Source organism: Streptomyces sp. FIT100 (assembly GCF_024584805.1).
Lineage (GTDB): Bacteria > Actinomycetota > Actinomycetes > Streptomycetales > Streptomycetaceae > Streptomyces.
Genome location: NZ_CP075715.1, coordinates 5,822,986 through 5,847,583, shown reverse-complemented (window position 1 = coordinate 5,847,583; position 24,598 = coordinate 5,822,986). Strand labels below are relative to the sequence as shown.

Here is a 24,598-nt window from a genome sequence, read left to right as displayed (position 1 = left end):
TGGCGACCGACGACAACGCGGGAGACGGAGTCGCAGGGCGTCGCGAGCCCAGCCCGATCCACCGGACACCCCCTAGTGGGGCAGTGCGGTCTTCTTCCGCCGGTTGCTGATGACCTGGCCGGCGACGACGACGATGACGGCGATGGCGAACATGGCCGTACCGATGACGTTGATCTGGACGGGCGTGCCGCGCTGGGCCGATCCCCACACGAACATGGGGAAGGTGACGGTGTTGCCCGAGTTGAAGTTGGTGATGATGAAGTCGTCGAACGAGAGCGCGAACGACAGCAGCGCGCCCGCCGCGATGCCCGGGGCCGCGATCGGCAGGGTGACCCGTACGAAGGTCTGGACGGGCCCGGCGTAGAGATCCCTCGCCGCCTCCTCCAGGCGCGGGTCCATCGACAGGACACGCGCCTTGACGGCGGCGACGACGAAGCTGAGGCAGAACATGACATGGGCGATCAGGATCGTCCAGAAGCCCAGCTCGACGCCCATGTTGAGGAACAGCGCCAGCAGCGAGGCGGCCATCACGATCTCGGGCATGGCCATCGGCAGGAAGATCAGCGAGTTGATCGTGCCGCGTGCCCGGAAGCGGTAGCGGACGAGCGCGAAGGCGATCATCGTGCCGAGGACGGTCGCGCCGAGTGTGGACCAGGCGGCGATCTGGAGGGAGAGCGAGAGCGAGCCGCACAGGTCGGCGACCCCGCAGGGGTCCTTCCAGGCGTCCAGCGAGAACTCCTGCCAGGCGTAGTTGAACCGCCCGTTGGGGTTGTTGAAGGAGAACACCGTCACGACGACGTTCGGCACGATCAGGTAGGCGAGCGTGCCGAGGCCCGCGATGACGACGAGGTTGCGTCGCAGCCACTGCATCAGACCAGGTCCTCCGTTCCGGCGCGGCGGATGTAGACCGTGACCATGATCAGCACGACGGCCATCAGGATGAACGACAGCGCGGCCGCCGTCGGGTAGTCCAGGATCCGCAGGTACTGCGACTGGATGACATTGCCGATCATGCGGGTGTCCGTGGAGCCCAGCAGTTCGGCGTTGACGTAGTCGCCGCTCGCCGGGATGAAGGTGAGCAGCGTCCCGGAGACCACGCCCGGCATCGACAGCGGGAAGGTGACCTTGCGGAAGGTCGTGGCGGGGGTGGCGTACAGGTCGCCCGCCGCCTCGTGCAGCCGGGTGTCGATCCGCTCCAGCGAGGTGTACAGCGGAAGGATCATGAACGGCAGGAAGTTGTACGTCAGACCGCACACGACGGCGAGCGGGGTGGCCAGCAGCCGGTCGCCCTCGGTCATGCCCAGCCAGCTGGTGATGTCCAGGACGTGCAGGGTGTTGAGCGTCTCCACGACCGGTCCGCCGTCCGCGAGGATCGTCTTCCAGGCGAGCGTGCGGATCAGGAAGCTGGTGAAGAACGGCGCGATGACGAGGATGAGCAGGACGTTGCGCCAGCGGCCCGCCTTGAACGCGATGAGGTAGGCGAGCGGGTAGCCGAGCAGCAGGCACAGCGCGGTGGCGGTGCCGGCGTAGAGCAGCGAGCGCAGGAACTGCGGGTAGTAGTCCCGGAAGGCGTCCCAGTAGGTCTGGAAATGCCAGGTGACCTCGAAGCCCTTTTCGAGCGAGCCGGTCTGCACCGAGGTCGACGCCTGGTAGACCATCGGCAGCACGAAGAAGACCAGCAGCCACAGGACGCCCGGCAGCAGCAGCCAGTACGGGACCAGCTTGCGGCGGACCGAGGGCTTGTGGACGGGCGGTTCGGCGGCGGCCGCCACCGGGGGCGGCGCTTCGGTGACGGTCATGCGCTCTCCCCGACCGTCTCGACACCCGCGGTGCCCACTGTCCCGGCAAGCAGGGACTGAGCGGCGTCGAGGCCGAAGGTGTGCTCCGGGTTCCAGTGCAGCACGACCTCGGCACCGGGCACGAGCCGGGAGTCCCGCTCGATGTTCTGGACGTAGACCTCCAGCTCGGGGCAGACCGGGCTGTCGATGACGAACTGCGTGGAGACGCCGATGAAGCTGGAGTCGGCGATCCTGCCGGTGATCCGGTTGCGGCCGTCGGCGATCTCGCCCGCGTCGTCGGCGTGCGCGAGCGATATCTTCTCGGGCCTGACCCCGACCAGCAGCTTCCCGCCGGTGCGGGGCTGGGTGGCGCAGCGGACCGGCGGCACCCGCAGCCTGGCGTCCGCGGCCGTCACCAGGACCTGGCCGTCGCCGGCCTCGACGACGTCGGCCTCGATCAGGTTCGACGTGCCGAGGAAGTTCGCGACGAAGGTCGTCTGCGGGTGCTCGTAGAGCTCGGCGGGGGCGCCCAGCTGCTCGACCCGGCCGCCGTTCATCACCGCGACCGTGTCGGCCATCGTCATGGCCTCCTCCTGGTCGTGGGTGACGTGGACGAAGGTGATGCCGACCTCGGTCTGGATGCGCTTGAGCTCCAGCTGCATCTGGCGGCGCAGCTTGAGGTCGAGGGCGCCGAGCGGCTCGTCGAGGAGAAGCACCTTGGGGTGGTTGATGAGCGCGCGGGCGACGGCGACGCGCTGCTGCTGGCCGCCGGAGAGCTGGTGCGGCCTGCGGTGCGCGAAGTCCCCGAGCTGGACGAGGTCGAGCATGTCGTCGACCTGCTTCTTGACCGACTTGACGCCGCGGCGGCGCAGTCCGAAGGCGACGTTCTCGTAGATGTTCAGATGCGGGAAGAGCGCGTAGCTCTGGAAGACGGTATTGACCGGGCGCTTGTGCGGCGGCAGGGCGGTGACGTCCTGGTCGCCGAGGAAGACGGTGCCGGTGGTGGGGTCCTCGAGGCCCGCGATCATCCGCAGGGTGGTGGTCTTGCCGCAGCCGGAAGCGCCGAGGAGGGCGAAGAACGAGCCCTGGGGGACGGTCAGGTCGAGCGGGTGCACGGCGCTGAAGGAGCCGTAGGTCTTGCTGATCCCGGAGAGCCGGACGTCGCCGCCCTCGGCCTTCGAAGTCTTCGAGTCAGTCATGGGTCGCGTTCCCAGTGGTGTCGGTGGGCAGGGATCGGTCAGGCGCCGATGAGCGTGGCGAACTTCTCCTCGTACGCCGTCTCTTCCTTGCTGCTGAGCGAACGGAAGGCGTGGGACTTGGCGGCCATGGCCTTGTCCGGGAGGATCAGCGTGTTCGAGGCCAGGGCGGGGTCGATCTTCGCGAGCTCGTCCTTCACGCCGTCGACCGGGCAGACGTAGTTGATGTAGGCGGCCAGCTGCGCGGCGACCGGAAGCTCGTAGTAGTAGTCGATGAGCTTCTCGGCGTTGGTCTTGTGCCGGGCCTTGGCCGGGACCAGCAGGTTGTCGCTGGAGGTGATGTAACCGGCCGACGGGATCGTGAACTTGATGTCCGGGTTGTCGGCCTGGAGCTGGATGACGTCACCGGCCCAGGCGAGACACGCGGCGAGGTCGCCCTTGTCCAGGTCCGAGGTGTAGTCGTTACCGGTGAAGCGGCGGATCTGCTTCTTGTCGACGCCCTTCTGGAGCCGGCCGACCGCGGCGTCGTAGTCGGCGTCGGTGAAGTTCCCGGGGTCCTTGCCCATGTCGATCAGGGTCATGCCGACCGAGTCGCGCATCTCGGTGAGGAAGCCGACGCGGCCCTTGAGCGTGGGGTCGTCGAGCAGCTGGGTGACCGAGTCCACCGTGCGGCCGCCGGTCGCCTTGGAGTTGTAGGCGATGACCGTGGAGATGCCGGTCCACGGGTACGAGTAGGCCCGGCCCGGGTCCCAGTCGGGGCTGCGGAACTGGGGGGACAGATTGGCGAACGCGTGCGGCAGGTTCGACGGGTCGAGCTTCTGCGCCCAGCCGAGCCGGATCATCCTGGCGGCCAGCCAGTCGGTGACGCAGATCAGGTCGCGGCCGGTGTCCTGACCGGCGGCGAGCTGCGGCTTGATCTTGCCGAAGAACTCGACGTTGTCGTTGATGTCCTCGGTGTACTTGACCGTGATCCCGGTGCGCTTGGTGAACGCCTCCAGAGTGGGACGGCTCTTCTCGTCCTCGCTGATGTCCATGTACTCGGTCCAGTTGGAGAAGGCTATGCGCTTCTCCTTGGCCGAGTGGTCGTCGGAGACCGCCGCCTCGCCCTCCCGCTTGGCGGGCGGGATACCGCAGCCGCTCAGCATCCCGGCACCGCCGACGGCGAGTGCGCCGATGCCTGAGGCACGCAGCAGCGAGCGGCGGGAGAGGGCACCCCTGCCGTTCGTCATGCTGCGCTGCACGGCGGCCAGTTGGGCCGCGGAGAGGCGGTCGGACTGGTACTGCTCCATGCGCTGTTCCCTCTCGGGTGTGTGTGGCCGTCGGTCGGGCAGCCGGCTCCAGGCGGCGATGGCCGCAGGTCGCTACGTCCGGTCCCCGAAGATCGTGCGGTGCCAGTCCTTCCTGATCACCGCGGTGTTGTCGTACATCACATGCTTGACCTGCGTGTACTCCTCGAAGGAATACGCCGACATGTCCTTTCCGAACCCACTGGCCTTGTATCCGCCGTGCGGCATCTCGCTGATGATCGGGATGTGGTCGTTGACCCAGACGCAGCCCGCCTTGATCTCGCGCGTGGCACGGCCCGCCCGGTAGACGTCACGGCTCCAGGCGGAGGCGGCGAGGCCGTACGGGGTGTCGTTGGCCAGCGCGATGCCCTCGTCGTCGGAGTCGAACGGCAGCACGACCAGCACGGGGCCGAAGATCTCGGACTGGACGGCCTCGCTGTCCTGTGCGGCGCCGGCGATCAGCGTCGGCAGGTAGTACGCGCCCCGCTCCAGCTCCCCGCCGGGCGCCCGGCCGCCGGTGACGACGGTGGCGTACGAGCGGGCACGGTCGACGAAGCCCGCGACCCGGTCGCGCTGGGTGTGCGAGACGAGCGGGCCGAGGTCGGTGGACGGGTCGAAGGGGTCGCCGAGCCGCACGGTCGCCATCAGATCGGCCACGCCGGCGACGAAGGCGTCGTAGAGCGGGCGCTGCACATAGGCGCGGGTGGCGGCCGTGCAGTCCTGGCCGCTGTTGATCAGCGACCCCGCGACGGCGCCGTGCACGGCGGCCTCCAGGTCGGCGTCGTCGAAGACGACGAAGGGGGCCTTGCCGCCGAGCTCCAGGTGGAGCCGCTTGACCGTGGCGGTGGCGAGCTCGGCGACGCGCCTGCCGACCGGGGTGGAGCCGGTGAAGGACGTCATGGCCACGTCGGGGTGCCCGACGAGGTGCTCGCCGGCCTCCCTGCCCGTGCCGGTGACGATGTTGACGACACCGTCGGGGAGTCCGGCCGCGGCCGCGGCCTGGGCGAACATCAGCGAGGTCAGCGGGGTGATCTCGGCGGGCTTGAGGACGATCGTGTTGCCCGCGGCGACGGCGGGGAGGACCTTCCAGGCGGCCATCTGGAGCGGGTAGTTCCAGGGCGCGATGGAGCCGACGACACCGATCGGCTCGCGGCGCACATAGGAGGTGTGGTCGCCGCTGTACTCGCCCGCGGACTGGCCCTGGAGATGACGCGCGGCACCGGCGAAGAACGCGGTGTTGTCCACGGTGCCGGGCACGTCGAACTCACGGGACAGCTTGATCGGCTTGCCGCACTGGAGCGACTCGGCCCCGGCGAAGTCCTCGGCCTGTTCGGCGAGCACGGAGGCGAAGCGGTGCAGGGCGTCGGAGCGCTCGCCCGGCGTCGCGCCCGCCCAGCCGGGGAACGCCGCGCGCGCGGCGGCGACGGCGGCATCGACGTCGGCGGTGCCGGCGAGCTCGTAGTCGAGGACCTGCTCCCCGGTGGCGGGGTCGACGACACTGTGGTGACGTCCCGATGTGCCCGTGCGCAACTGTCCGCCGATGAACTGCGCGCCGTCCTTGAAGCGGTCCTGTGCCTGGAAGCGGTTGCCCATCACGCTCTCCGTTGTTCCAGCTCGAAGTGAGTGCCGATCCTGACAGAGTGATACTTCGCCAACAAGTGATTCCGTAGTTGCCTTTTGGTTACGCGACGGAATCGGTCGACCATGTGTCGCGTGGGCGTGGCCATCCCCGTACGGAGTGTCAGTGGCGGATGCCAGACTCGCGTGCATGGGGAGCGACAGGGCGTACACGGAGGCGCTGATCGAGCGGATCGGCGGGGGCGGGACGATCAGGTATCTGCACTTCTGGGGGCACACGCCGCGCCGCGACGGCACCATCGGCGCCGGCTGTCTCAGCCAGTGGTGGCCGGCGCCGTTCACGGTGGACGGCATCGAATACGCGACGGCGGAGCACTGGATGATGGCGGGCAAGGCCCGTGTCTTCGGGGACGGGGAGGCGGAGCGCAGGGCCGTCGGGGCGGCGAATCCGGCGCTGGCGAAGAAGGCCGGCCGGCTGGTGCGCGGCTTCAGCGGCGAGATATGGGAGCGCGAGCGCTTCGGCATCGTGGTCGAGGGCAATGTGCACAAGTTCGCCCACCACGCCGACCTGCGGGAGTTCCTGCTCTCGACCGGGGACCGCGTGCTGGTGGAGGCGAGTCCGATGGACCGGGTGTGGGGCATCGGGCTGGCGGCGGATGACGAGCGGGCCCAGGACCCGGCGTTGTGGCGCGGGCTGAATCTGCTGGGGTTCGCGCTGATGGAGGCGCGGGAGCGGCTGAGGTCCCGGGAGGGCTGAGCAGGCGGGTGTCCGGGCGGTGCGGGGCCGCCCGGACGGTCCGTCCGTCCCGTCTGTCCGTCTGTCCGTCTGTCGTCAGTCCGTCAGTCCGTCAGTCCGTCAGCGGGGTGCCGCCTGTCCGTCAGCGGGGTGCCGCGCCGACGACCAGGGTGGTCGCCCAGGGGTCGTCGTCGATGCCGCTCTCTTCCCATTCGTCGGCGTTCGCGAAGATCCAGACGTAGAGCGCGATGAAGCACACGGCCACGACCATGCCGATGGCGCCGAGGATGATCCCGGCCAGGGCCTGGCCGTTGTTGTTCGCCTCACCGCGCCGGCACCGCTTGCGGCCCAGGATGCCGAAGATCAGCGCGAGGACGCCGAGTATCAGCCCGAAGATCCCGTAGCACCAGCCGAGGCAGAGCGCGAGGATGCCGAGCACCATCGCGGCCGTGCCCATGCCGTTCTGCGGCGCCGGGCCGATGGCCCAGGAGGAGCCGGGGTAGCCCGGGTATCCCGGGTAGCCGTAGCCGGGTGTGCCGGCGTCCGGGGTGCCGGGCGTGCCCGGATAGCCGTAGCCGGGCGTGGCGGTCGCGGCCGGGTAGCCGTACGGGCCGGGGGCGGGCTGCGCTGGTCCGCCGGGGGCGGTCGGCGGCGGCGGTACGGCACCGGGGTCCACCCCCTGCGGAGCGGCGCCGCCGGTGCCGGCGGACGGCATCGACGCCACCGTCGGCTGGTCGTGCACGGTGGGGCGGCCCTGCTGCGCGTCCGGCGTCGCCTTGCCGAGCTCCACCCGGTCCTGGGGCTGGGACGCCCTGCGCTCGGGCGGTGCCCACGGGTCGCCGGTCCGGTGTCCGTCCGGCCTCTGGTCGCTCTGGTCTGCCATTGGGCCCTCCCCCATCGTGATTCCGTCATGCTACGGGCGCACACGCACGGCACCCACCCCGCCTACGATGATCCCTGACGTATGCACCGGCACACACGGAGGACCCCGATGACCGATCTCCAGCCCTTCATCGCGGGCCTGCCCAAGGCCGAGCTGCATGTCCACCACGTGGGTTCCGCCTCGCCGCGCATCGTCTCCGAACTGGCCGCCCGGCACCCGGACTCCAAGGTCCCCGTCGATCCGGCCGCCCTCGCCGACTACTTCACGTTCACCGACTTCGCGCACTTCATCGAGGTGTACCTGTCGGTCGTCGACCTCGTCCGCACCCCCGAGGACGTCCGGCTGCTGACCTTCGAGGTGGCCCGTGACATGGCCCGTCAGCACATCCGCTACGCGGAGCTGACCCTCACGCCCTTCAGCTCGACCCGCCGCGGCATTCCCGCGCAGGGCTTCATGGAGGCGATCGAGGACGCCCGCAAGGCCGCCGAGTCCGAGCTGGGCGTGGTCCTGCGCTGGTGCTTCGACATCCCCGGTGAGGCGGGGCTCGACGCGGCCGAGGAGACCACGCGGCTCGCGGTCGACCTGCGCCCGGACGGCCTGGTCTCCTTCGGCCTCGGCGGGCCCGAGATCGGCGTGCCCCGGCCGCAGTTCAAGCCGTACTTCGACCGGGCCATCGCCGCCGGGCTGCGGTCCGTTCCGCACGCCGGCGAGACGACCGGGCCCGGCACCATCTGGGACGCCCTCAACGAGCTGCGCGCCGAGCGCATCGGCCACGGCACCAGCGCCCCGCAGGACCCGAAGCTGCTGGCCCACCTCGCCGAGCACCGGATTCCGCTGGAGGTCTGCCCCACCTCCAACATCGCGACGCGGGCCGTCGCCACGCTCGACGAGCACCCCATAAAGGAGATGGTCGCCGCCGGAGTGCTGGTGACGATCAACAGCGACGACCCGCCGATGTTCGGCACCGACCTCAACAACGAGTACGCGGTCGCCGCCCGGCTCCTGGACCTGGACGAGCGGGGCGTCGCCGCGCTCGCCAAGAACGCGGTGGAGGCGTCGTTCCTCGACCCGGCCGGCAAGGCCCGGATCGCCGCTGAGATCGACGCGTACACCGAGCAGTGGCTGGCGGGGTGAGGTCGGGCCCATGGATGCCGTCACTGTCGTAGCGCATCGCGGCGACCCGTACGTCGCGCGAGAGAACACGATCGCGTCGCTGCGTTCCGCGATCGAGCGGGGTGCGGACGCCGTGGAGGTCGACGTCAGGCTGACCCGCGACCGGGTGCCCGTGCTGCTGCACGACGAGACCCTCAAGCGGCTCTGGGGCCACGACCGCCCGCTCGCCCGGCTCAGCCACGAGCAGCTGACCGAGCTGACGTACGGCGGGGTGCCCACCCTGCGCGAGGCGCTGATCGCGGTGGGCGCCCACCGGCTGATGCTGGACCTTCCGGGCGCGGACGAGGCGGCGGTCCGGGCCATCGTGGGTACGGTGCGCGAATGCGGCGCGGGTGAGCGGGTCTACTACACCGGTGGGGTGGGCGCCCTGTTCGCGGTGCGCGCCGCCTACCCGGGCGCGGAGATCGCCCTGACCTGGACGACGCTCGCCCCGCCCCGCCCCAGCCTGCTGGCCCCCCTGCGGCCGCGCTGGCTCAACTACCGCTTCGGCCTGGTGAGCCGGGAGCTCGCCGACCGCGTCCACGCGGACGGGTATCTGCTCTCCGCCTGGACCGCCGACACCCGCCGTACGATGCGCCGCCTCGTCGGCAGCGGCGTCGACGCGATCACCACCAACCGCGTCGACACCCTCGCCTCCGTACTCCGCACGCACCTCGCAGCGAAAGGACGCTCCGCGTGACCGAGATGGACAGGATCCGTACCGACATCGCGCACAACGCCCGCGTGTGGAACTACTGGCTGGGCGGCAAGGACAACTACCAGATCGACCGTCAGGTCGGCGACCAGGTGACCGGGCTGTTCCCGAGCATCCGCCAGGTCGCCCGCGCGGACAGGGCGTTCCTCGGCCGCGCGGTCACGTACCTCGCCGCCGAGGCGGGGGTGCGGCAGTTCCTGGACATCGGCACCGGCCTGCCGACCGTCGACAACACCCACGAGGTCGCCCAGCGCATCGCGCCCGAGTCGCGGATCGTGTACGTGGACAACGACCCGATCGTGCTCACCCACGCACGCGCGCTGCTGACCAGCTCCCCCGAGGGCCGCACCGCGTACATCGACGCGGACGCCCATCGCCCCGACGACATCCTGAGCTCGGTCAAGCCCACGCTCGACCTTTCGCAGCCGGTCGCGGTGATCATGCTCGGCATCCTCAACTTCATCATCGAGACGGAGAAGGCCACGGCGATCGTCCGCCACATCATGGACGCCATACCGTCGGGCAGCCATCTCGCCGTCACCCACCCCACGCTGGAGCTGGGCGGCGAGGGCAACGCCGAGGCGATGGCGTTCTGGAACGAGAACGCGACACCGCCCATCACCGCACGCAGCCGCGCCGAGTTCGCCGGCTTCCTCGGCGGCCTCGACCTGCTCGACCCCGGCATCGTCTCCTGCTCGCGCTGGCGTGCCGAGGGCGATCCTGACCCGGAGGTCGCGCAGTTCGGCGCGGTGGCCCGCAAACCGTAGCGGCGGCGCCCCGCCTCAGACCGCCGGCCGTTCCAGGGCTTCTCCGGCTCCTCCCGTTTGCACGGCGTCCCCAGCTTCCCCAGCTTGCCCGGCTTGCGCGGCTTGCGCGGCTTGCCCGGCTGCTGTGGCCTCCATGGCTGCCATGGCTTCCAGCCGCTTGATCATGCGCCGGACGACGAGCAGCGGGATCACGCCGAACACCCCGAAGGACATGTCGATCACCGTCCACCAGAAGGGGATGCCCCGGATCGGTCCGCAGACCAGCGCGAGCGGGATGATTCCGGCGCAGGCGATCATGCCGAACTCGATGACCCAGATGTTGCGCACGGGATCGCGGTACGGACCGTAGAAGGCGACGGCGATGACGAGGTGGGCGAAGGCCAGCCAGTCGGTGCCGTACAGCAGGAAGGGGTACTGCTCGTCGGCGGCGTCAAGGCCCTGCCGCACCCGCTCGATCCACTCCGCCGCTGCCGGAAGGGCGTCGCCGGCCGGGGCGGCCCACGACCCCAACGCGGCGTCGGCAAGGCGTACTTCGGTGACGAGCGGGAAGGCAGTCAGCCCGCTCGCCACCAGGCAGACGATGAACACGACCAGCCACACGCGTATGCGCCTCAGCAGCGCTCTTCGCTCGCTCATGCCCGCAGCGTACGCCCGGCATGAACGCGTTCAAAAACCGGGGTCGCCCGGCGACCGCATCACGCGCCCGGGTGGGACGCAGCACGCCCGGGCGACGCAGCCGGCCCCGCGCCCGGAGCGTGAACGGGACGACGAGCAGGGGTGAGGCCCGAAGCCGCTCAGCGTGCCCTGGTCGACGCCGGACCGGCCGCCGGAACCCCGCCCGGTGACCGCGGCCGCGGCGACGTCGGCACCCATCACGCCGACGACGACGGGGAATTCGCGCCCGTCGACGGCCTGGCTTCGTGCACCGCCCGGGCGGCGAACGGTCCATGGGTGACAAGCGGGTCGACGGTCGGCCTGATCGGAGTCCGCTACAGGCCGACGATCCCGTTCCACCGCTTCGTGAAGTCCGTCCGCTCCTCGGAGGTGATGTCGCGTGCGATGGCGAGACGCCGGCGCATCGCACCGTCGGGGAAGATGAGCGGGTCCTCGGCAAGGGCCGCGAGTTCCTCGTCGTCCGAGTCGGCGAGGACGTCGCGCGCGGCGGGCACGGGGCAGACGTAGTTGACCCAGGCGGCGAGTGCGGCCGCGACTTCGGGCTCGTAGTAGTGGTCCACGAGCGCTTCGGCGTTGCGTTTGTGCCGTGCGAGGTTCGGGATCATCAGGGACTCGGCCCAGAGCTCGGCGCCCTCCTCGGGCACGACGAACTCGATGTCGGGGTTGTCCGCCTGGAGCTGGATGACATCGCCCGAGTACGCCTGGCAGGCGAGGACGTCCCCGGTGGAGAGGTCCTTGATGTAGTCGTTGCCGGTGAAGCGGCGGATGTGCCGCTGTGCGACCAGCCTCTCGACGTGGTCGCACACGGTGTGGAAGTCGTCGGCGGTCCAGCGGGTGATGTCGACGCCTTCGCCCTGCATGAGGAGGGCGAAGGACTCGTCGAGCCCGGAGAGCAGCGTCACCTTTCCGCGCAGGTCGGCGGCCCAGAGGTCCCGGACGCTCCGGAGCTCCCGGCCGAGCTCGCGCCGGTTGTACGCGATGCCGGTGATCCCCGACTGCCAGGGCACGCTGTGCCGCCGTCCCTCGTCGAAGGCGGGGCGGCGCAGCTGCGGGTCAAGGTGTCCCGCGACGTTCGGCTGCCGGGCGCGGTCCATCTCCTGGACCCAGCCGAGGCGGACGAAGCGGGCGGCCATCCAGTCGCTGACGACGATGAGGTCCCGGCCGGTCTCCTGGTGGTTCATCAGCGCGGGGCTGATCTTGCCGAAGAACTCGTCGTTGTCGTTGATCTCCTCGGTGTAGCGGACGGAGATCCCCGTGCGGTCGGTGAAGGCGTCGAGGGTGGGGCGCCGGGACTCGTCCTCGTCGTCCGTGTCGATGTACAGCGGCCAGTTGGCGAAGTCGAGCCGCTTGTCGCGGCGGGAGAGATCGCGTCGCGCGCGGTCCCCCGGCTCGACGTAGGCCGCGGGCACCCCGCAGCCCGCGAGCAGGAGCCCCGCGGCTCCGGTCAGCACGGAGCGGCGGGAGAAGCGGGCACGTGGGTACGTCGTCGTCGCCGGCATGTCCGGCAGGATGCCGAGCGCCCCGCCCCCGCGGCAATGGACGCTGCGTCGAGCACCCGGCACAGGACGCGACATCGTGTCGATCGCCGGACGAGCGCGTGAAGCAGCCGCGCCCGCTCCCCACGCCCGTGGGGGCGTAGGGGAGTTCGGGGCCACCGGGCGCCGAAGGGCGGAGTCGGGGGCGGAGGCGAGGCAGAGTCCCGTGGTACGGGTCCCGGGGGCAGCGCCCCCGGGACCCCTCGGCCCCTGCCCGCAGGAGGCGCTACCCGGAGGTGCTACGCGTCCAGGGACGTCATCACGTGCTTGATGCGCGTGTAGTCGTCGAACCCGTACGCCGACAGGTCCTTGCCGTAGCCCGACTTCTTGAAGCCGCCGTGCGGCATCTCCGCGACCAGCGGGATGTGCGTGTTGATCCACACGCAGCCGAAGTCCAGCGACCTGGACATCCGCATCGCCCGCGCGTGGTCCTTCGTCCACACGGAAGAGGCCAGCGCGTACTCCACGCCGTTCGCGTACTCGAGCGCCTGCTCCTCGTCGCGGAAGGACTGGACCGTGATGACGGGACCGAAGACCTCGTTCTGGATGATCTCGTCGTCCTGCTTCAGCCCGGACACGACCGTCGGGGCGTAGAAGTAGCCCTTGTCGCCGACCTGGTGGCCCCCCGCCTCCACCTTCGCGTGCGCCGGCAGCCGGTCGACGAAGCCGGAGACCTGCTTGAGCTGGTTGGCGTTGTTCAGCGGGCCGTAGAGCACGTCCGCGTCGTCCGGCTGCCCGGTCTTGGTGTCCTTGGCCGCCTTCGCGAGCGCCGCCACGAACTCGTCGTGGATCGACTCGTGCACGAGCACGCGCGTCGCCGCCGTACAGTCCTGGCCCGCGTTGAAGAAGCCCGCCACCGAGATGTCCTCGACGGCCTTCGCGATGTCGGTGTCCTCGAAGACGACGACCGGCGCCTTGCCGCCCAGCTCCAGGTGGACGCGCTTGACGTCCTTGGCCGCGGACTCGGCGACCTGCATGCCGGCCCGTACCGAGCCGGTGATGGAGGCCATCGCCGGGACCGGGTGCTCGACCATCATGCGGCCCGTGTCGCGGTCGCCGCACAGGACGTTGAAGACGCCCTTGGGCACGACCGAGCCGATGATCTCGGCGATGAGGACGGTGGACGCCGGGGTGGTGTCCGAGGGCTTCAGCACCACGGTGTTGCCCGCGGCCAGCGCCGGCGCGAACTTCCACACCGCCATCATCATCGGGTAGTTCCACGGCGCGACCTGGGCGCAGACGCCGACCGGCTCACGGCGGATGATCGAGGTCATCCCCTCCATGTACTCACCGGCCGAGCGGCCCTCCAGCATCCGCGCCGCGCCCGCGAAGAAGCGGATCTGGTCGACCATCGGAGGGATCTCTTCGGTGCGGGTGAGCTCGATCGGCTTGCCCGTGTTCTCGGACTCGGCGGCGATCAGCTCCTCGGCCCGCTCCTCGAAGGCGTCCGCGATCTTCAGCAGGACCTTCTGGCGCTCGGCGGGCGTGGTGTCGCGCCAGGCCGGGAAGGCCGCGGCGGCGGCGGCCATGGCGGCGTCGACGTCCGCCTGACCGGAGAGCGGCGACGTCGCGTACGCCTCGCCGGTGGCCGGGTTGACCACCTCGATGGTCCGCCCGTCCGCGGCGTCCCGGAACTCCCCGTCGATGTAATTGCGCAGACGACGCAGTTCGGTGGTCACAGCCACCCCTCCTCAGATGTCCGATGGGTGAGACGCCCTCACCCCACCCACGAGCCTATGCCGCCCAGGCTAGCCCGCCAGGCGACGCTTTCGACAGGCCCGACCCCCCTCGACTTCGAAATCGGTGAGATTCGAAGCCGAGAACAACGAATTTCATCGCTGACGGGTTGCGGTATCGACGACTCCGGTGCACAGTGTGGGCGTGGCAAGTCGAAGCACAGACTCCAGGACCGGGAGCGGATCGTCCCCGACGATCGATGCCGTCTCCCTGGCGATCATCGAGCAGCTCCAGGAGGACGGACGCCGTCCGTACGCCGCGATCGGCAAGGCCGTGGGCCTGTCCGAAGCGGCCGTCCGGCAGCGCGTCCAGAAGCTGCTCGATCAGGGCGTGATGCAGATCGTCGCCGTCACCGACCCGCTCACCGTGGGTCTGCGGCGCCAGGCGATGGTCGGGATCAACGTCGAGGGCGACCTGGACCCGGTGGCCGACGCACTGACTGCCATGTCGGAGTGCGAGTACGTCGTGATGACGGCGGGCTCGTTCGACCTCATGGTGGAGATCGTCTGCGAGGACGACGACCACCTGCTGGAAGTGATCAACCGGCGCATCCGCACCCTCCCCGGTGTGCGCTCCACCGAGAGCTTCGTCTACCTCAAGCTCAAGAAGCAGACCTATATGTGGGGAACCCGATAGCCGTGAGCAAGGACCGCAGCGACCTTTCGAAGTCCGCCTACGACCACCTGTGGATGCACTTCACCCGCATGTCGTCGTACGAGAACTCGCCCGTTCCCACCATCGTCCGTGGTGAGGGCACTTACATCTACGACGACAAGGGCAAGCGCTACCTCGACGGCCTCGCCGGCCTGTTCGTGGTGCAGGCCGGCCACGGACGCAGGGAACTCGCCGAGGTCGCCGCCAAGCAGGCCGAGCAGCTCGCGTTCTTCCCCGTGTGGTCGTACGCCCACCCGCAGGCGGTGGAACTGGCCGAGCGGCTGGCGAACGAGGCCCCCGGCGACCTGAACAAGGTCTTCTTCACCACCGGCGGCGGCGAAGCGGTCGAGACCGCCTGGAAGCTCGCCAAGCAGTACTTCAAGCTCATCGGCAAGCCGACCAAGTACAAGGTCATCTCGCGCGCGGTCGCCTACCACGGCACCCCGCAGGGCGCCCTGTCCATCACCGGCCTGCCGGGCCTGAAGGCCCCGTTCGAGCCGCTGGTGCCCGGCGCGCACAAGGTGCCGAACACCAACATCTACCGCGCCCCGCTGCACGGCGACGACCCCGAGGCGTTCGGCCGCTGGGCCGCCGACCAGATCGAGCAGGAGATCCTCTTCGAGGGCCCCGACACCGTCGCCGCGGTCTTCCTGGAGCCGGTGCAGAACGCCGGCGGCTGCTTCCCGCCGCCGCCCGGGTACTTCCAGCGGGTCCGCGAGATCTGCGACCAGTACGACGTGCTGCTCGTGTCGGACGAGGTCATCTGCGCCTTCGGCCGGCTCGGCAAGACCTTCGCCTGTGACAAGTTCGGCTACGTGCCGGACATGATCACCTGCGCCAAGGGCATGACCTCGGGCTACTCCCCCATCGGTGCCTGCATCGTCTCCGACCGGCTCGCCGAGCCGTTCTACAAGGGCGACAACACCTTCCTGCACGGCTACACCTTCGGCGGCCACCCGGTCTCCGCGGCCGTGGGCATCGCCAACCTCGAACTGTTCGAGCGCGAGAAGCTCAACCAGCACGTGCTCGACAACGAGGGCGCGTTCCTCTCGACGCTGCAGAAGCTGCACGACCTGCCGATCGTCGGCGACGTCCGCGGCAACGGCTTCTTCTACGGCATCGAGCTGGTGAAGGACAAGCACACCAAGGAGTCCTTCAACGAGGAGGAGACCGAGCGCGTCCTGTACGGCTTCCTCTCCAAGGCGCTCTTCGACGCCGGTCTGTACTGCCGCGCCGACGACCGCGGCGACCCGGTCGTCCAGCTGGCCCCGCCGCTGATCTCCGACCAGTCCACCTTCGACGAGATCGAGCAGATCCTGCGCTCGGTCCTGACGGAGGCCTGGACGAAGCTCTAGGAAGACACGACCGAGCCCCGGACGGGGTCCTCGACCGACCGGCTCCGGACAGCCATGGGATCGTCCGGAGCCGGTCCTTCACGGCCCGGATGCACCCCTTCGAGTGAGAAGGGGTGCATCCGGGCCGCGTGCTGTGCGCACACCCGGTTCCGAGTCCCTACGGTGCTGTGACCGATCGGGCTCGACGTCGTTCCCCCGTACGGGGGAAGGGAACCAACGGATCTGAACCGAGGTGTACGCCATGGTGGCCCCGCCGGACAACGATGTGCTCTGGGCGCGCTCCCTGCATCACTCCCTGAGCGGCTCGCCCGCGCTCGCCGGAGTCTCCCTCGGCGTGCGTGAGGGGGAGATCCTCGCCGTGAACGGCCCGCGCGGCTGCGGCAAGACCACGCTGCTGCGCTGTCTCTCCGGCCAGATCGTGCCGGAGCAGGGCGAGGTCTGGTTCAACAGCAGCCCCGTCCACACGATGGGCTCGCTCACGCGCGAACGGCTGCGCCGCGAGCGCTTCGGCTGGATCGGCCCCGAGCCCCAGCTGGTCCCCGAACTCAACGCCTGGGAGAACGCCGCCCTGCCGCTGCTGCTGCGCGGCTCGTCCCACCGCGTCGCCAGGGCCGCCGCCGTGGAGTGGCTGGAGCGGCTCGACATCGGGACGTGCGCGCGCAAGCGGCCCCGTGCGCTGCTCCAGTCCCAGCGGCAGCGCGTCGCCCTCGCCCGGGCCCTCGTCACCACGCCCGCCGTGCTGTTCGCCGACGAGCCGACCGCCACGCTGCACACCACGGACCGCGCCCAGGTCCTGCGCACGCTCACCACCGCGGCCCGCTCGCACCGCATCACCCTCATCCTGGCCAGCCATGACCCGGAGGTGGCGACGCTCGCCGACCGCACGGTGTCACTGGTCGACGGCCGGCGGGTCAACTCCCTCCACGGGGCCGACGCGGAAGGCCGGGCCGCGTGCTCGCTCTCCGTCTAGCCCGCGGCACCCGCCCCCTGGTGCTGCTGCGGCGGCTGATGGTCGTCGCGGCATCGGGGGGTGTCGGTTTTCTGCTGCTCTACACGCTCGCCGGCGCGGCAGCGCAGTCGGAGCCCTCCCCCGAGGCGCCGCTGCGGCTGCTGTGGTGCCTCGTGCCGCTCGCCGCGACCGTGCACCTCGCGGTCGCCGTGGCGCGTACCGACCCGAGCACCCGGCCCCGGCAGGGGCTGTCCGCGATCGGGCTCGGGCCCGTGCGGCTCTCCGCACTCGCCGCGGTGTCGACCGCCGTGTCCTGCACGCTCGGCAGCATGGCGGCGCTGCTGGTGTTCCTGCACCTGCGGGGTGATCTGACGGGGATGCCGTTCGACGGGGCCGCGGCCCGGCTCGTCTTCGCGGGGCGGCCGCTGCCGCTGGGCGCGGCGCTCACCCTCCTCGCGTGCGTACCGGTGGCGGCCGCGGGCGCGGCAGCGCTCGCGCTGCGCCCACGCGGGGCCAGGGCCGACGCCGGATACGAGGAGGAGGACCCCGCACCCCGCACCGGAGCCGGGCCCGGCGGGCTGCCGTGGGGCGTGGCCCTCGCCGCCGCGGGCCTCGCGGTCGAGGGGTACGGGGGAGCCGCCGCCGGCGGCGCCCTCACCGGGAACCCGCCGAGCGGGGTGCTCATGGGCTGGGCGCTGACCGCGCTCGGACTGGCCATGGCCGGCCCCGGCATCGTGTACGTGTGCGGGCGCGTGCTGCAGTCGCTGCGCCCCGGGGCGGTACGGTTGCTCGCCGGCCGCGCCCTGATGGACGACGCGGCCCGGCTCGGCCGGCCGCTCGGCGTCGTCTGCGCCGTCGCCTCCGCCCTGATCGCGGCCTCGGCGCTCTCCGGCCCGAGGGGCGGCCCCCGGCCGTTCGGCGAACTGACCCCGCTCGGCGCCACCTTGGTCCTGGCCTGTACGACGGCGACGCTGCTCGTCTCCGCCCTGGAGGCCAAGCACTCCCGCGCGGTCACACGGGCGGGGCTGCGGGACCTGGCCGCCCCCGCCACCCTCCTGCGCGCATCGGTCCTGCTCCGCGCCGTCGTCCTGCTGGCGGTCTTCGCTCCGCTCACCTGGGCGGTGGCGGAACTGGCGGCGATGCCGCTGCGGCGCTGACCCGGGCCCGGCGGACTCCGGTTCGCCGGCAGGGCCTAAGGTGGTGCGGCATGGCGCAGGGACAGCGGAAGAGCAGGCTCGGCTCGTCGCACGACGACGACCGCGAGATCGAGACCATCGAGGAGTTCGACCGGGTCGCCGAGCGCGGCACCCTCGCGGGACACCGGGTCCAGTCGGTCGATCTGACCGGCCGCACCTTCGCGCTGCTCTCCGCCGACACCACCGGCACGCTGTTCTTCGGCTGCGCCATGGAGCCGGACGCCGCCGCCAAGGTCCGCGCCGACGGCGCGCTGGTCTTCCCGCCCATCCCGGACCTGCCGTTCGATCCGTACCGCGGCCTGCTCTACTCCCCCGGCGAGCTGTTCGAGGGGCTCGCCGACGGCGTTTACGAGATCACCCGCGACGCGCTCACCTACGAGTGGTTCCAGGAGACCAAGGCCGACCGCGACATATACGCGTCGATGCTGCGGTCCATCCACGACGACGCCGTCTCGGACGCCCTCGACGAACTGCTCGACGGCGTCCCGGTGGTGGGCGTCATGGGCGGCCACGCCATGGGCCGGGGTTCGGACGCATACGCGGGGGCGGCAAGGCTCGGCCGCGAGCTCGCCCGCACCGGGCTGATCGTGGCCACGGGCGGCGGCCCCGGCGCGATGGAGGCGGCGAACCTGGGCGCGTACGCGGCCCCGCACGCCGACGAGATGCTCGACGAGGCACTCGAAATCCTCGCCAAGGCCCCCTCGTTCACCCCCTCGATCACCGAATGGGCCACCACCGCCTTCGAGGTGCGTGCGCGCTGGCCGCAGGGCGGCGAATCGATCGGCATCCCCACCTGGTTCTACGGCCACGAGCCGCCGAACCCCTTCGCGGACCACATCGCCAAGTACTTCGCCAACGCCACGCGCGAGGACGGCCTCCTCGCCCGCTGCAACGCCGGCGTGGTCTTCCTGCCGGGCGCGGCGGGCACGGTCCAGGAGATCTTCGACAACGCCACCCCCAACTACTACGGGTCCCGCGGCGAGCCGACCCCCATGGTCCTGGTCGACCGCGCCCACTGGACGGAGAAGCTGCCGGCCTGGCCGCTCCTGCGGTCCCTGGCCGCCGACCGCGCGATGGAGACCCGTATCGCGCTCGTCGACTCGGTGGACGAGGTCCCGGAGGCGCTGTCACGGCTGAAGCCGGCCGGCCCGTCCGGCGCCTGAGGACCGGGGCACGCCACAGGGCCCCCGCCCTCAGCCCTCAGCCCTCCTCCGACGCCAGCACCACCACGTCCTCCGCCGCGAACGCGACGCCGACCTGCGTCCCCACCTCCGGCGCCTCCCGCAGCCCGCACTCCGCCTCCAGCGGGGGCGCGCCCACGGGCCGCGCCCGTACCGCCACGTGGTGCCCGCGGAAGGTGAGCGACTCCACCGCGCACCTCAGCCCTTCCGTCGGCGGCCCGATCCGCACCGCCGCCGGACGGACCAGCAGCCGGCAGGCGCCCTGGGGCGAGCCCGCCGGGACGGGGATCCTGCCCCACACCGTGTCCGCCGCCTCACCGGCCACCGTCGCGGGCACTACGTTGTCGAAGCCGAGGAAGCGGGCGACGAACTCGGAGGCGGGCCGCTGCCACACCTCGCGCGGTGTGCCGCTCTGCGCGACCTTCCCGTCCCGCATGACGACGACCCGGTCGGCGAGCGCGAAAGCCTCGCCCTGGTCGTGCGTCACGGCGAGCACGGTCGTCCCCAACCGCTCGAAGAGCCCGCGCAGTTCGAGGACGAGTCGTTCCCTGAGCGTCCGGTCGAGCTGGCCGAGCGGCTCGTCGAGCATCAGCAGCCGGGGGCGCGGCGCGAGCGCTCGGGCGAGGGCGACTCGCTGCTGCTCGCCCCCGGAGAGCGTCGCGACGGCGCGCCGCCCGGCGCCCGGGAGCCCGACGAGCTCCAGCAGTTCCTCCACGCGCCGGGTCTGCTCGGCCCTGGGCACCCCGTGCATCCGCAGCCCGAAGGCCACGTTGCCGCCGACGTCCCGCTGCGGGAAGAGCTGGTGGTCCTGGAACATCAGCCCGACCCCGCGGCGGTGCACCGGCACGCCCGCCTGGTCGGCGCCCCCGAGCAGCACCCGGCCGCCGGCCAGCTGCTGGAGTCCGGCCACGGCCCGCAGCAGCGTGGACTTGCCGCCGCCGCTGGGCCCAAGGACACAGACGATCTCGTGGTCGGCCACCTCCAGGTCCACCGCGTCGAGCGCCGCCCGCCGCCCGAACCGTACGGTCGCACCGTCCAGCGTCAGCATCAGAACTCCCCGGCGGAACGGTCGGGCCGGATGCGTTCGAGCAGCAGCAGCGCCGTCGCGCAGACCAGCATGAGAATGGTCGAAAGGGCCATCGCCTGGCCGTAGTTGAGCTCTCCGGGGCGACCCAGGAGCCGGGCCACGGCCACCGGGAGCGTCGGGTTGTCCGGCCGGGCGATGAAGACGGTCGCCCCGAACTCGCCCAGCGATACGGCGAAGGCGAATCCGGCGGCGACGAGGAGCGCCCGTCGCACCAGGGGCAGGTCGACCTCGCGCCAGGCCCGCAGCGGAGACGCGCCGAGGACGGCGGCGGCCTCCCGCAGCCGTGCGTCGACGGCCCGCAGCACGGGAAGCATGGTGCGGACCACGAACGGCACCCCGACCAGGGCCTGGGCGAGCGGCACCAGGATCCATGAGGTACGCAGATCGAGCGGTGGCTCGTCGAGGGTGATGAGGAAGCCGAAGCCGACGGTCACGGCGGAGACCCCGAGCGGCAGCATCAGCAGCGCGTCGAAGCCCCGTACGAGCCTGCCGGCCCTGCGGGTGAGCGCGGCGGCCGCGAGCCCGCCGACGAGCAGGGCGATGGCGGTGGCCGCGAGCGCGTACTGGAGGGAGTTCCGTACCGCCTCCAGCGGCGGTACGAGGAAGGTGCCGCCGCTCGCCTCGACCGACCGCAGGGCCTGGTAGAAGCCGGCTCCGTAGGTGCCTGGGCCGCCGGCCCCCGCGAACGACCGCTCGACCAGTACCGCGAGCGGCGCCAGGATCAGCACCACGATCGTGGCGAGGACCCCCGCGAACAGCGTCCACTGGCCCGCGCCGCGCGGCCGGTGCGCGGCCAGGGACGGGTCGACGAGTCTCAGGGCGCTCTCGCGCCGCCGTACGGTCCGGGCGTGCACGGCGAGGATCGCGCCGACTGCCGCGAACTGGACCAGCGTGAGCACGGCGGCCGTCGGCAGGTCGAGGCGGTCGGCGGTCTGCCGGTAGATCTCCACCTCGACCGTGGAGTAGGCGGGTCCGCCGAGGATCTGCACGACGCCGAAGGAGGTGAAGGTGAAGAGGAACACCATCAGCGCGGCCGCGGCCACGGACGGGGCCAGCGCGGGCAGGGTGACGCGGTACCAGGCGGCGAACCGTCCGGCTCCGAGGACCCGTGCCGCCTCCTCCTGGCGGGGGTCGAGCTGCGACCACAGGCCGCCCACGGTCCGTACGACCACGGCGTAGTTGAAGAAGACATGGGCGAGCAGGATCGCCCAGACCGTGGTGTCGAGCCGTACGCCCCACAGCTCGTCGAGGAGCCCGCCGCGGCCGAGCAGCGCGAGGAAGGCGGTGCCGACGACGACGGTCGGCAGCACGAACGGCACGGTGACGACCGCGCGCAGCACCTGCTTCCCGGGGAAGTCGAAGCGCGCGAAGACATACGCGCCGGGGAGCGCGAGCAGCAGCGTGAGCCCGGTGGACGCGAGCGCCTGCCAGAGGGTGAACCAGAGGACGTCCACGATCTCCGGCCGGGTCAGCACCTCGCCGATGCGGCCGAACCGCCAGGCCCCGTCCGCCGTGAACCCGCGGCCGACGATCGCGGTCACGGGGTAGGCGAAGAAGACCGCGAAGAACGCGGCGGGCACGGCCATCAGGGCGAGCCGTGCCGCGTTCCCGCGGAGTGTCCTGCCCGCTTCGGTCGCTTCTACTTCAGGACGAGCGAGGACCACGACTGGATCCACTGGTCACGGCTGTCGGCGATCTTCTCGGGCGCCATGGTCTGCGGCTTGTCGACCACGGCACCGAACTCGGTGAAGAGCGCGGGCACCTCGGCGTCGTTCACCACCGGGTTCACGAACATCTGGAGCGGCATGTCCTCCTGGAACTTCTTGCTGATCAGGAAGTCCAGCAGGGCCTTGCCCCCGGCCTCGTTCCTCGCGCCCTTCAGCAGGCCCGCGGCCTCGGTCTGGCGGAAGCAGGTGCCGGTCGCGACCCCGGTCGGCGCCTCCTTGGGCTGCGGCTTCGCGAACAGCACCTCGACGGGCGGGCTGGAGGCGTACGAGACGACGAGCGGCCGGTCGCCCTTGGCGGCCTTGCCGCCCGCCGAGCCGGAGAACTCCTGGTTGTAGGCGAGCTCCCAGCTGTCGACGACCTTGACGCCGTTGGCCTTCAGCTTCTTCCAGTAGTCCTGCCAGCCCTCGTCGCCGTAGGCGGCGGCGGTGCCGAGGAGGAAGCCGAGGCCGGGCGAGGAGCGCTCGGCGTTCTCGACGACGAGGAGGTCCTTGTAGGCGGGCTTCGCCAGGTCGTCGAGGGTCACCGGCGGGGCCAGCTTCTTGTCGGCGAAGTACTTCTTGTCGTAGTTGACGCAGATGTCGCCGGTGTCGACGGGCGTGACCCGGTGCCGGCCCTTGTCGAGCTGGGCGCTCTCGGGGACCCGGTCCAGGCCCTTGGCCTCGTACGGCGTGAAGAGACCGTTGTCGAGGGCGCGGGAGAGGGTGGTGTTGTCGACGCCGAAGAAGACGTCGCCCTGCGGGGAGCCCTTGGTGAGGATCTCCTTGTTGAGCGCCTCGACGGCGTCACCGCTCTTCAGCACCTTGACCGTGTAGCCGGTCTGCTCGGTGAACTCCTTGAGCACCGCCGGAGTGGCGTTGAAGGAGTCGTGGCTGACAAGCGTCACGGTCTTGGAGCCCTTGCCGGAACCGGAACCGGAGGCGGCGTCGTCGGACGCGCCCCCGCAGGCCGCGAGGGCGCTGACGCCCAGGGCCGCGGCGAGCGCCGTTGCGGCGAGCCGCTTGGTGTTCCTGGTGGTGCTCGTGGTGCTCGTGGTGCTCACTGAGATGTCCTCCTGGGGGTGGCCAGGAAGAGACGCGGCCCTGCCCGGGTCCCGCGTTCGGGATCCGGGCAGGGCGCAACAGCTTGAGTAACGTCCGAACTTCCTACCCCGAATGACCGGGGCGAGGTTCAGAGGGTCTGCGGTCTGACGGTCACCGCACTCTCAGCGCTGTGGCGCTCCCCTGTCGGATTATGAGAATTGTTCGACTCAGATTACACGGGGGTCAACGCTCGGAAGCGGCGAGCTGTCCGCACGCTCCGTCGATCTCCTGCCCCCGGGTGTCCCGGACCGTCACCGGCACGCCGTGGGCGGCGATGGCCTCGACGAACGCCTTCTCGTCCTCGGGGCGCGAGGCCGTCCACTTCGAGCCCGGCGTCGGGTTGAGCGGGATCAGGTTGACATGGACCCGCTTGCCCTTGAGGAGCCGACCGAGTAGATCACCGCGCCACGCCTGGTCGTTGATGTCGCGGATGAGCGCGTACTCGATGGAGATCCGGCGGCCGGACTTCTCCGCGTACTCCCAGGCGGCGTCCAGCACCTCCCGGACCTTCCAGCGCGTGTTCACGGGCACGAGGGTGTCGCGGAGCTCATCGTCGGGGGCGTGCAGCGAGACGGCGAGACGGCACTTGAAGCCCTCGTCTGCGAAGCGCAGCATGGCCGGGACGAGGCCGACGGTGGAGACGGTGATCCCGCGCTGCGAGATGCCGAGCCCGTCCGGCTCGGGGTCGGTGAGCCGGCGGATGGCGCCGACGACCCGCTTGTAGTTGGCGAGCGGCTCGCCCATGCCCATGAAGACGATGTTGCTGAGCCGGGCGGGGCCGCCCGGGACCTCGCCGTCACGCAGGGCCCGCATGCCGTCCACGATCTGGTGCACGATCTCGGCGGTCGACAGGTTCCGGTCGAGCCCGGCCTGGCCGGTGGCGCAGAACGGGCAGTTCATGCCGCAGCCGGCCTGCGAGGAGATGCACATCGTGACCCGGTCCGGGTAGCGCATCAGCACCGACTCGACCAGCGTCCCGTCGTGCAGCCGCCACAGCGTCTTGCGGGTGGTGTCGTCGTCGCAGGAGATGTGCCGGACGACGGACATCAGATCGGGCAGCAGCTCCGACGCGAGCCGCTCGCGCGCGGCGGCGGGGATGTCGGTCCACTGGGCGGGGTCGTGGGCGTACCGCGCGAAGTAGTGCTGCGACAGCTGCTTGGCGCGGAACGGCTTCTCGCCGATCGCGGCGACGACCTCCTTGCGCTCGGCGGGCGTGAGGTCGGCGAGGTGCCGCGGGGGCTTCTTGGCTCCGCGCGGGGCGACGAAAGTGAGTTCTCCGGGCTTGGGCATGGTGCATCCAGTGTCGCAGACGGAATCCGGTGGCCCGGTGG

The 24,598-nt window shown here is 70.9% G+C and carries 21 protein-coding genes, 1 pseudogene and 1 riboswitch; of the genes and pseudogenes, 9 read left to right on the top strand and 13 right to left on the bottom strand.

The genetic code is table 11. From position 1 onward, the window contains the following. Positions 1-72: 72 nt before the first annotated feature. The 5 genes from KK483_RS26465 to KK483_RS26445 form a co-directional block, all read right to left on the bottom strand. Positions 73-870 (bottom strand): ABC transporter permease, encoded by a 798-nt coding sequence (locus KK483_RS26465; protein WP_262007714.1) that lies wholly within the window; start codon positions 868-870, stop codon positions 73-75. After that, complete coding sequence (locus tag KK483_RS26460) at positions 870-1,799, bottom strand: ABC transporter permease (protein WP_262007713.1); 930 nt, start codon at positions 1,797-1,799, stop codon at positions 870-872. The genes KK483_RS26465 and KK483_RS26460 overlap by 1 nt, the downstream gene beginning before the upstream one ends. Next, positions 1,796-2,977, bottom strand: a complete 1,182-nt coding sequence (locus tag KK483_RS26455; RefSeq protein WP_262007712.1) for an ABC transporter ATP-binding protein — start codon at positions 2,975-2,977, stop codon at positions 1,796-1,798. The genes KK483_RS26460 and KK483_RS26455 overlap by 4 nt, the downstream gene beginning before the upstream one ends. Before the next feature lie 38 nt (positions 2,978-3,015). Continuing rightward, complete coding sequence (locus tag KK483_RS26450) at positions 3,016-4,263, bottom strand: spermidine/putrescine ABC transporter substrate-binding protein (RefSeq protein WP_262007711.1); 1,248 nt, start codon at positions 4,261-4,263, stop codon at positions 3,016-3,018. Positions 4,264-4,335: 72 nt separating this feature from the next. Continuing rightward, entirely contained in the window at positions 4,336-5,853 is a 1,518-nt protein-coding gene (locus KK483_RS26445; RefSeq protein WP_262007710.1) for a gamma-aminobutyraldehyde dehydrogenase, read from the bottom strand. A 175-nt stretch (positions 5,854-6,028) separates the two neighbouring features. Here KK483_RS26445 and KK483_RS26440 point away from each other — a divergent pair, with 175 nt between their 5' ends. After that, positions 6,029-6,595 (top strand): NADAR family protein, encoded by a 567-nt coding sequence (locus tag KK483_RS26440; RefSeq protein WP_262007709.1) that lies wholly within the window; start codon positions 6,029-6,031, stop codon positions 6,593-6,595. A 121-nt stretch (positions 6,596-6,716) separates the two neighbouring features. On the opposite strand, the gene KK483_RS26435 is transcribed toward KK483_RS26440, so the two are convergent. Then, complete coding sequence (locus KK483_RS26435; RefSeq protein WP_262007708.1) at positions 6,717-7,457, bottom strand: DUF4190 domain-containing protein; 741 nt, start codon at positions 7,455-7,457, stop codon at positions 6,717-6,719. Positions 7,458-7,565: 108 nt separating this feature from the next. On the opposite strand from KK483_RS26435, the gene KK483_RS26430 reads away from it, so the two are divergent. The 3 genes from KK483_RS26430 to KK483_RS26420 are packed head-to-tail and all read left to right on the top strand — an operon-like array spanning position 7,566 to position 10,091. Beyond that, positions 7,566-8,591 carry an adenosine deaminase gene (locus KK483_RS26430; RefSeq protein WP_262007707.1) on the top strand — a complete coding sequence of 342 codons (1,026 nt, stop codon included), beginning with the start codon at positions 7,566-7,568 and terminating at the stop codon, positions 8,589-8,591. A 10-nt stretch (positions 8,592-8,601) separates the two neighbouring features. After that, a complete protein-coding gene (locus tag KK483_RS26425; RefSeq protein WP_262007706.1) occupies positions 8,602-9,309 on the top strand; it encodes a glycerophosphodiester phosphodiesterase in 708 nt (235 codons plus the stop codon). A gap of 5 nt (positions 9,310-9,314) precedes the next feature. After that, complete coding sequence (locus KK483_RS26420) at positions 9,315-10,091, top strand: SAM-dependent methyltransferase (RefSeq protein WP_262009701.1); 777 nt, start codon at positions 9,315-9,317, stop codon at positions 10,089-10,091. 117 nt (positions 10,092-10,208) lie between these two features. On the opposite strand, the pseudogene KK483_RS26415 reads toward KK483_RS26420, so the two are convergent. From KK483_RS26415 to KK483_RS26400, 3 genes and pseudogenes are all read right to left on the bottom strand, one after another. Further along, positions 10,209-10,727 (bottom strand): annotated as a pseudogene (locus KK483_RS26415) (hypothetical protein); the annotation flags it as partial. Positions 10,728-11,080: 353 nt separating this feature from the next. Continuing rightward, positions 11,081-12,265: a PotD/PotF family extracellular solute-binding protein gene (locus KK483_RS26405; RefSeq protein ID WP_262007705.1), complete on the bottom strand. Its 1,185-nt coding sequence runs from the start codon at positions 12,263-12,265 to the stop codon at positions 11,081-11,083. Between the two features lie 275 nt (positions 12,266-12,540). Further along, positions 12,541-13,980, bottom strand: a complete 1,440-nt coding sequence (locus KK483_RS26400; RefSeq protein WP_262007704.1) for a gamma-aminobutyraldehyde dehydrogenase — start codon at positions 13,978-13,980, stop codon at positions 12,541-12,543. A 202-nt stretch (positions 13,981-14,182) separates the two neighbouring features. Between KK483_RS26400 and KK483_RS26395 the strand changes: the two genes are divergently transcribed. The 5 genes from KK483_RS26395 to KK483_RS26375 all read left to right on the top strand — a co-directional run bounded on the left by KK483_RS26395 (position 14,183) and on the right by KK483_RS26375 (position 19,355). Further along, positions 14,183-14,674, top strand: a complete 492-nt coding sequence (locus KK483_RS26395; RefSeq protein ID WP_262007703.1) for an Lrp/AsnC family transcriptional regulator — start codon at positions 14,183-14,185, stop codon at positions 14,672-14,674. Further along, a complete protein-coding gene (locus KK483_RS26390; RefSeq protein WP_399014965.1) occupies positions 14,659-16,047 on the top strand; it encodes an aspartate aminotransferase family protein in 1,389 nt (462 codons plus the stop codon). The genes KK483_RS26395 and KK483_RS26390 overlap by 16 nt, the downstream gene beginning before the upstream one ends. A 241-nt stretch (positions 16,048-16,288) precedes the next feature. After that, positions 16,289-17,017 (top strand): ABC transporter ATP-binding protein, encoded by a 729-nt coding sequence (locus KK483_RS26385; protein WP_262007701.1) that lies wholly within the window; start codon positions 16,289-16,291, stop codon positions 17,015-17,017. Beyond that, a complete protein-coding gene (locus tag KK483_RS26380; RefSeq protein ID WP_262007700.1) occupies positions 16,999-18,153 on the top strand; it encodes a hypothetical protein in 1,155 nt (384 codons plus the stop codon). The genes KK483_RS26385 and KK483_RS26380 overlap by 19 nt, the downstream gene beginning before the upstream one ends. A 50-nt stretch (positions 18,154-18,203) precedes the next feature. Then, positions 18,204-19,355 carry an LOG family protein gene (locus KK483_RS26375; protein WP_262007699.1) on the top strand — a complete coding sequence of 384 codons (1,152 nt, stop codon included), beginning with the start codon at positions 18,204-18,206 and terminating at the stop codon, positions 19,353-19,355. A gap of 37 nt (positions 19,356-19,392) precedes the next feature. Here KK483_RS26375 and KK483_RS26370 read toward each other — a convergent pair whose 3' ends face one another. From KK483_RS26370 to rlmN, 4 genes are all read right to left on the bottom strand, one after another. After that, on the bottom strand, positions 19,393-20,421 hold the full coding sequence (locus KK483_RS26370) for an ABC transporter ATP-binding protein (RefSeq protein WP_262007698.1): 1,029 nt from the start codon (positions 20,419-20,421) through the stop codon (positions 19,393-19,395). Then, positions 20,421-22,046 (bottom strand): iron ABC transporter permease, encoded by a 1,626-nt coding sequence (locus KK483_RS26365; RefSeq protein WP_262009700.1) that lies wholly within the window; start codon positions 22,044-22,046, stop codon positions 20,421-20,423. Before KK483_RS26365 ends, KK483_RS26370 begins: the two co-directional genes overlap by 1 nt. Before the next feature lie 53 nt (positions 22,047-22,099). After that, positions 22,100-23,227: a thiamine ABC transporter substrate binding subunit gene (locus tag KK483_RS26360; protein ID WP_262007697.1), complete on the bottom strand. Its 1,128-nt coding sequence runs from the start codon at positions 23,225-23,227 to the stop codon at positions 22,100-22,102. Positions 23,228-23,309: 82 nt separating this feature from the next. Beyond that, positions 23,310-23,420, bottom strand: a riboswitch (TPP riboswitch). Between the two features lie 30 nt (positions 23,421-23,450). Then, a complete protein-coding gene (gene rlmN, locus KK483_RS26355) occupies positions 23,451-24,557 on the bottom strand; it encodes a 23S rRNA (adenine(2503)-C(2))-methyltransferase RlmN (RefSeq protein WP_262007696.1) in 1,107 nt (368 codons plus the stop codon). Positions 24,558-24,598: the final 41 nt, after the last annotated feature.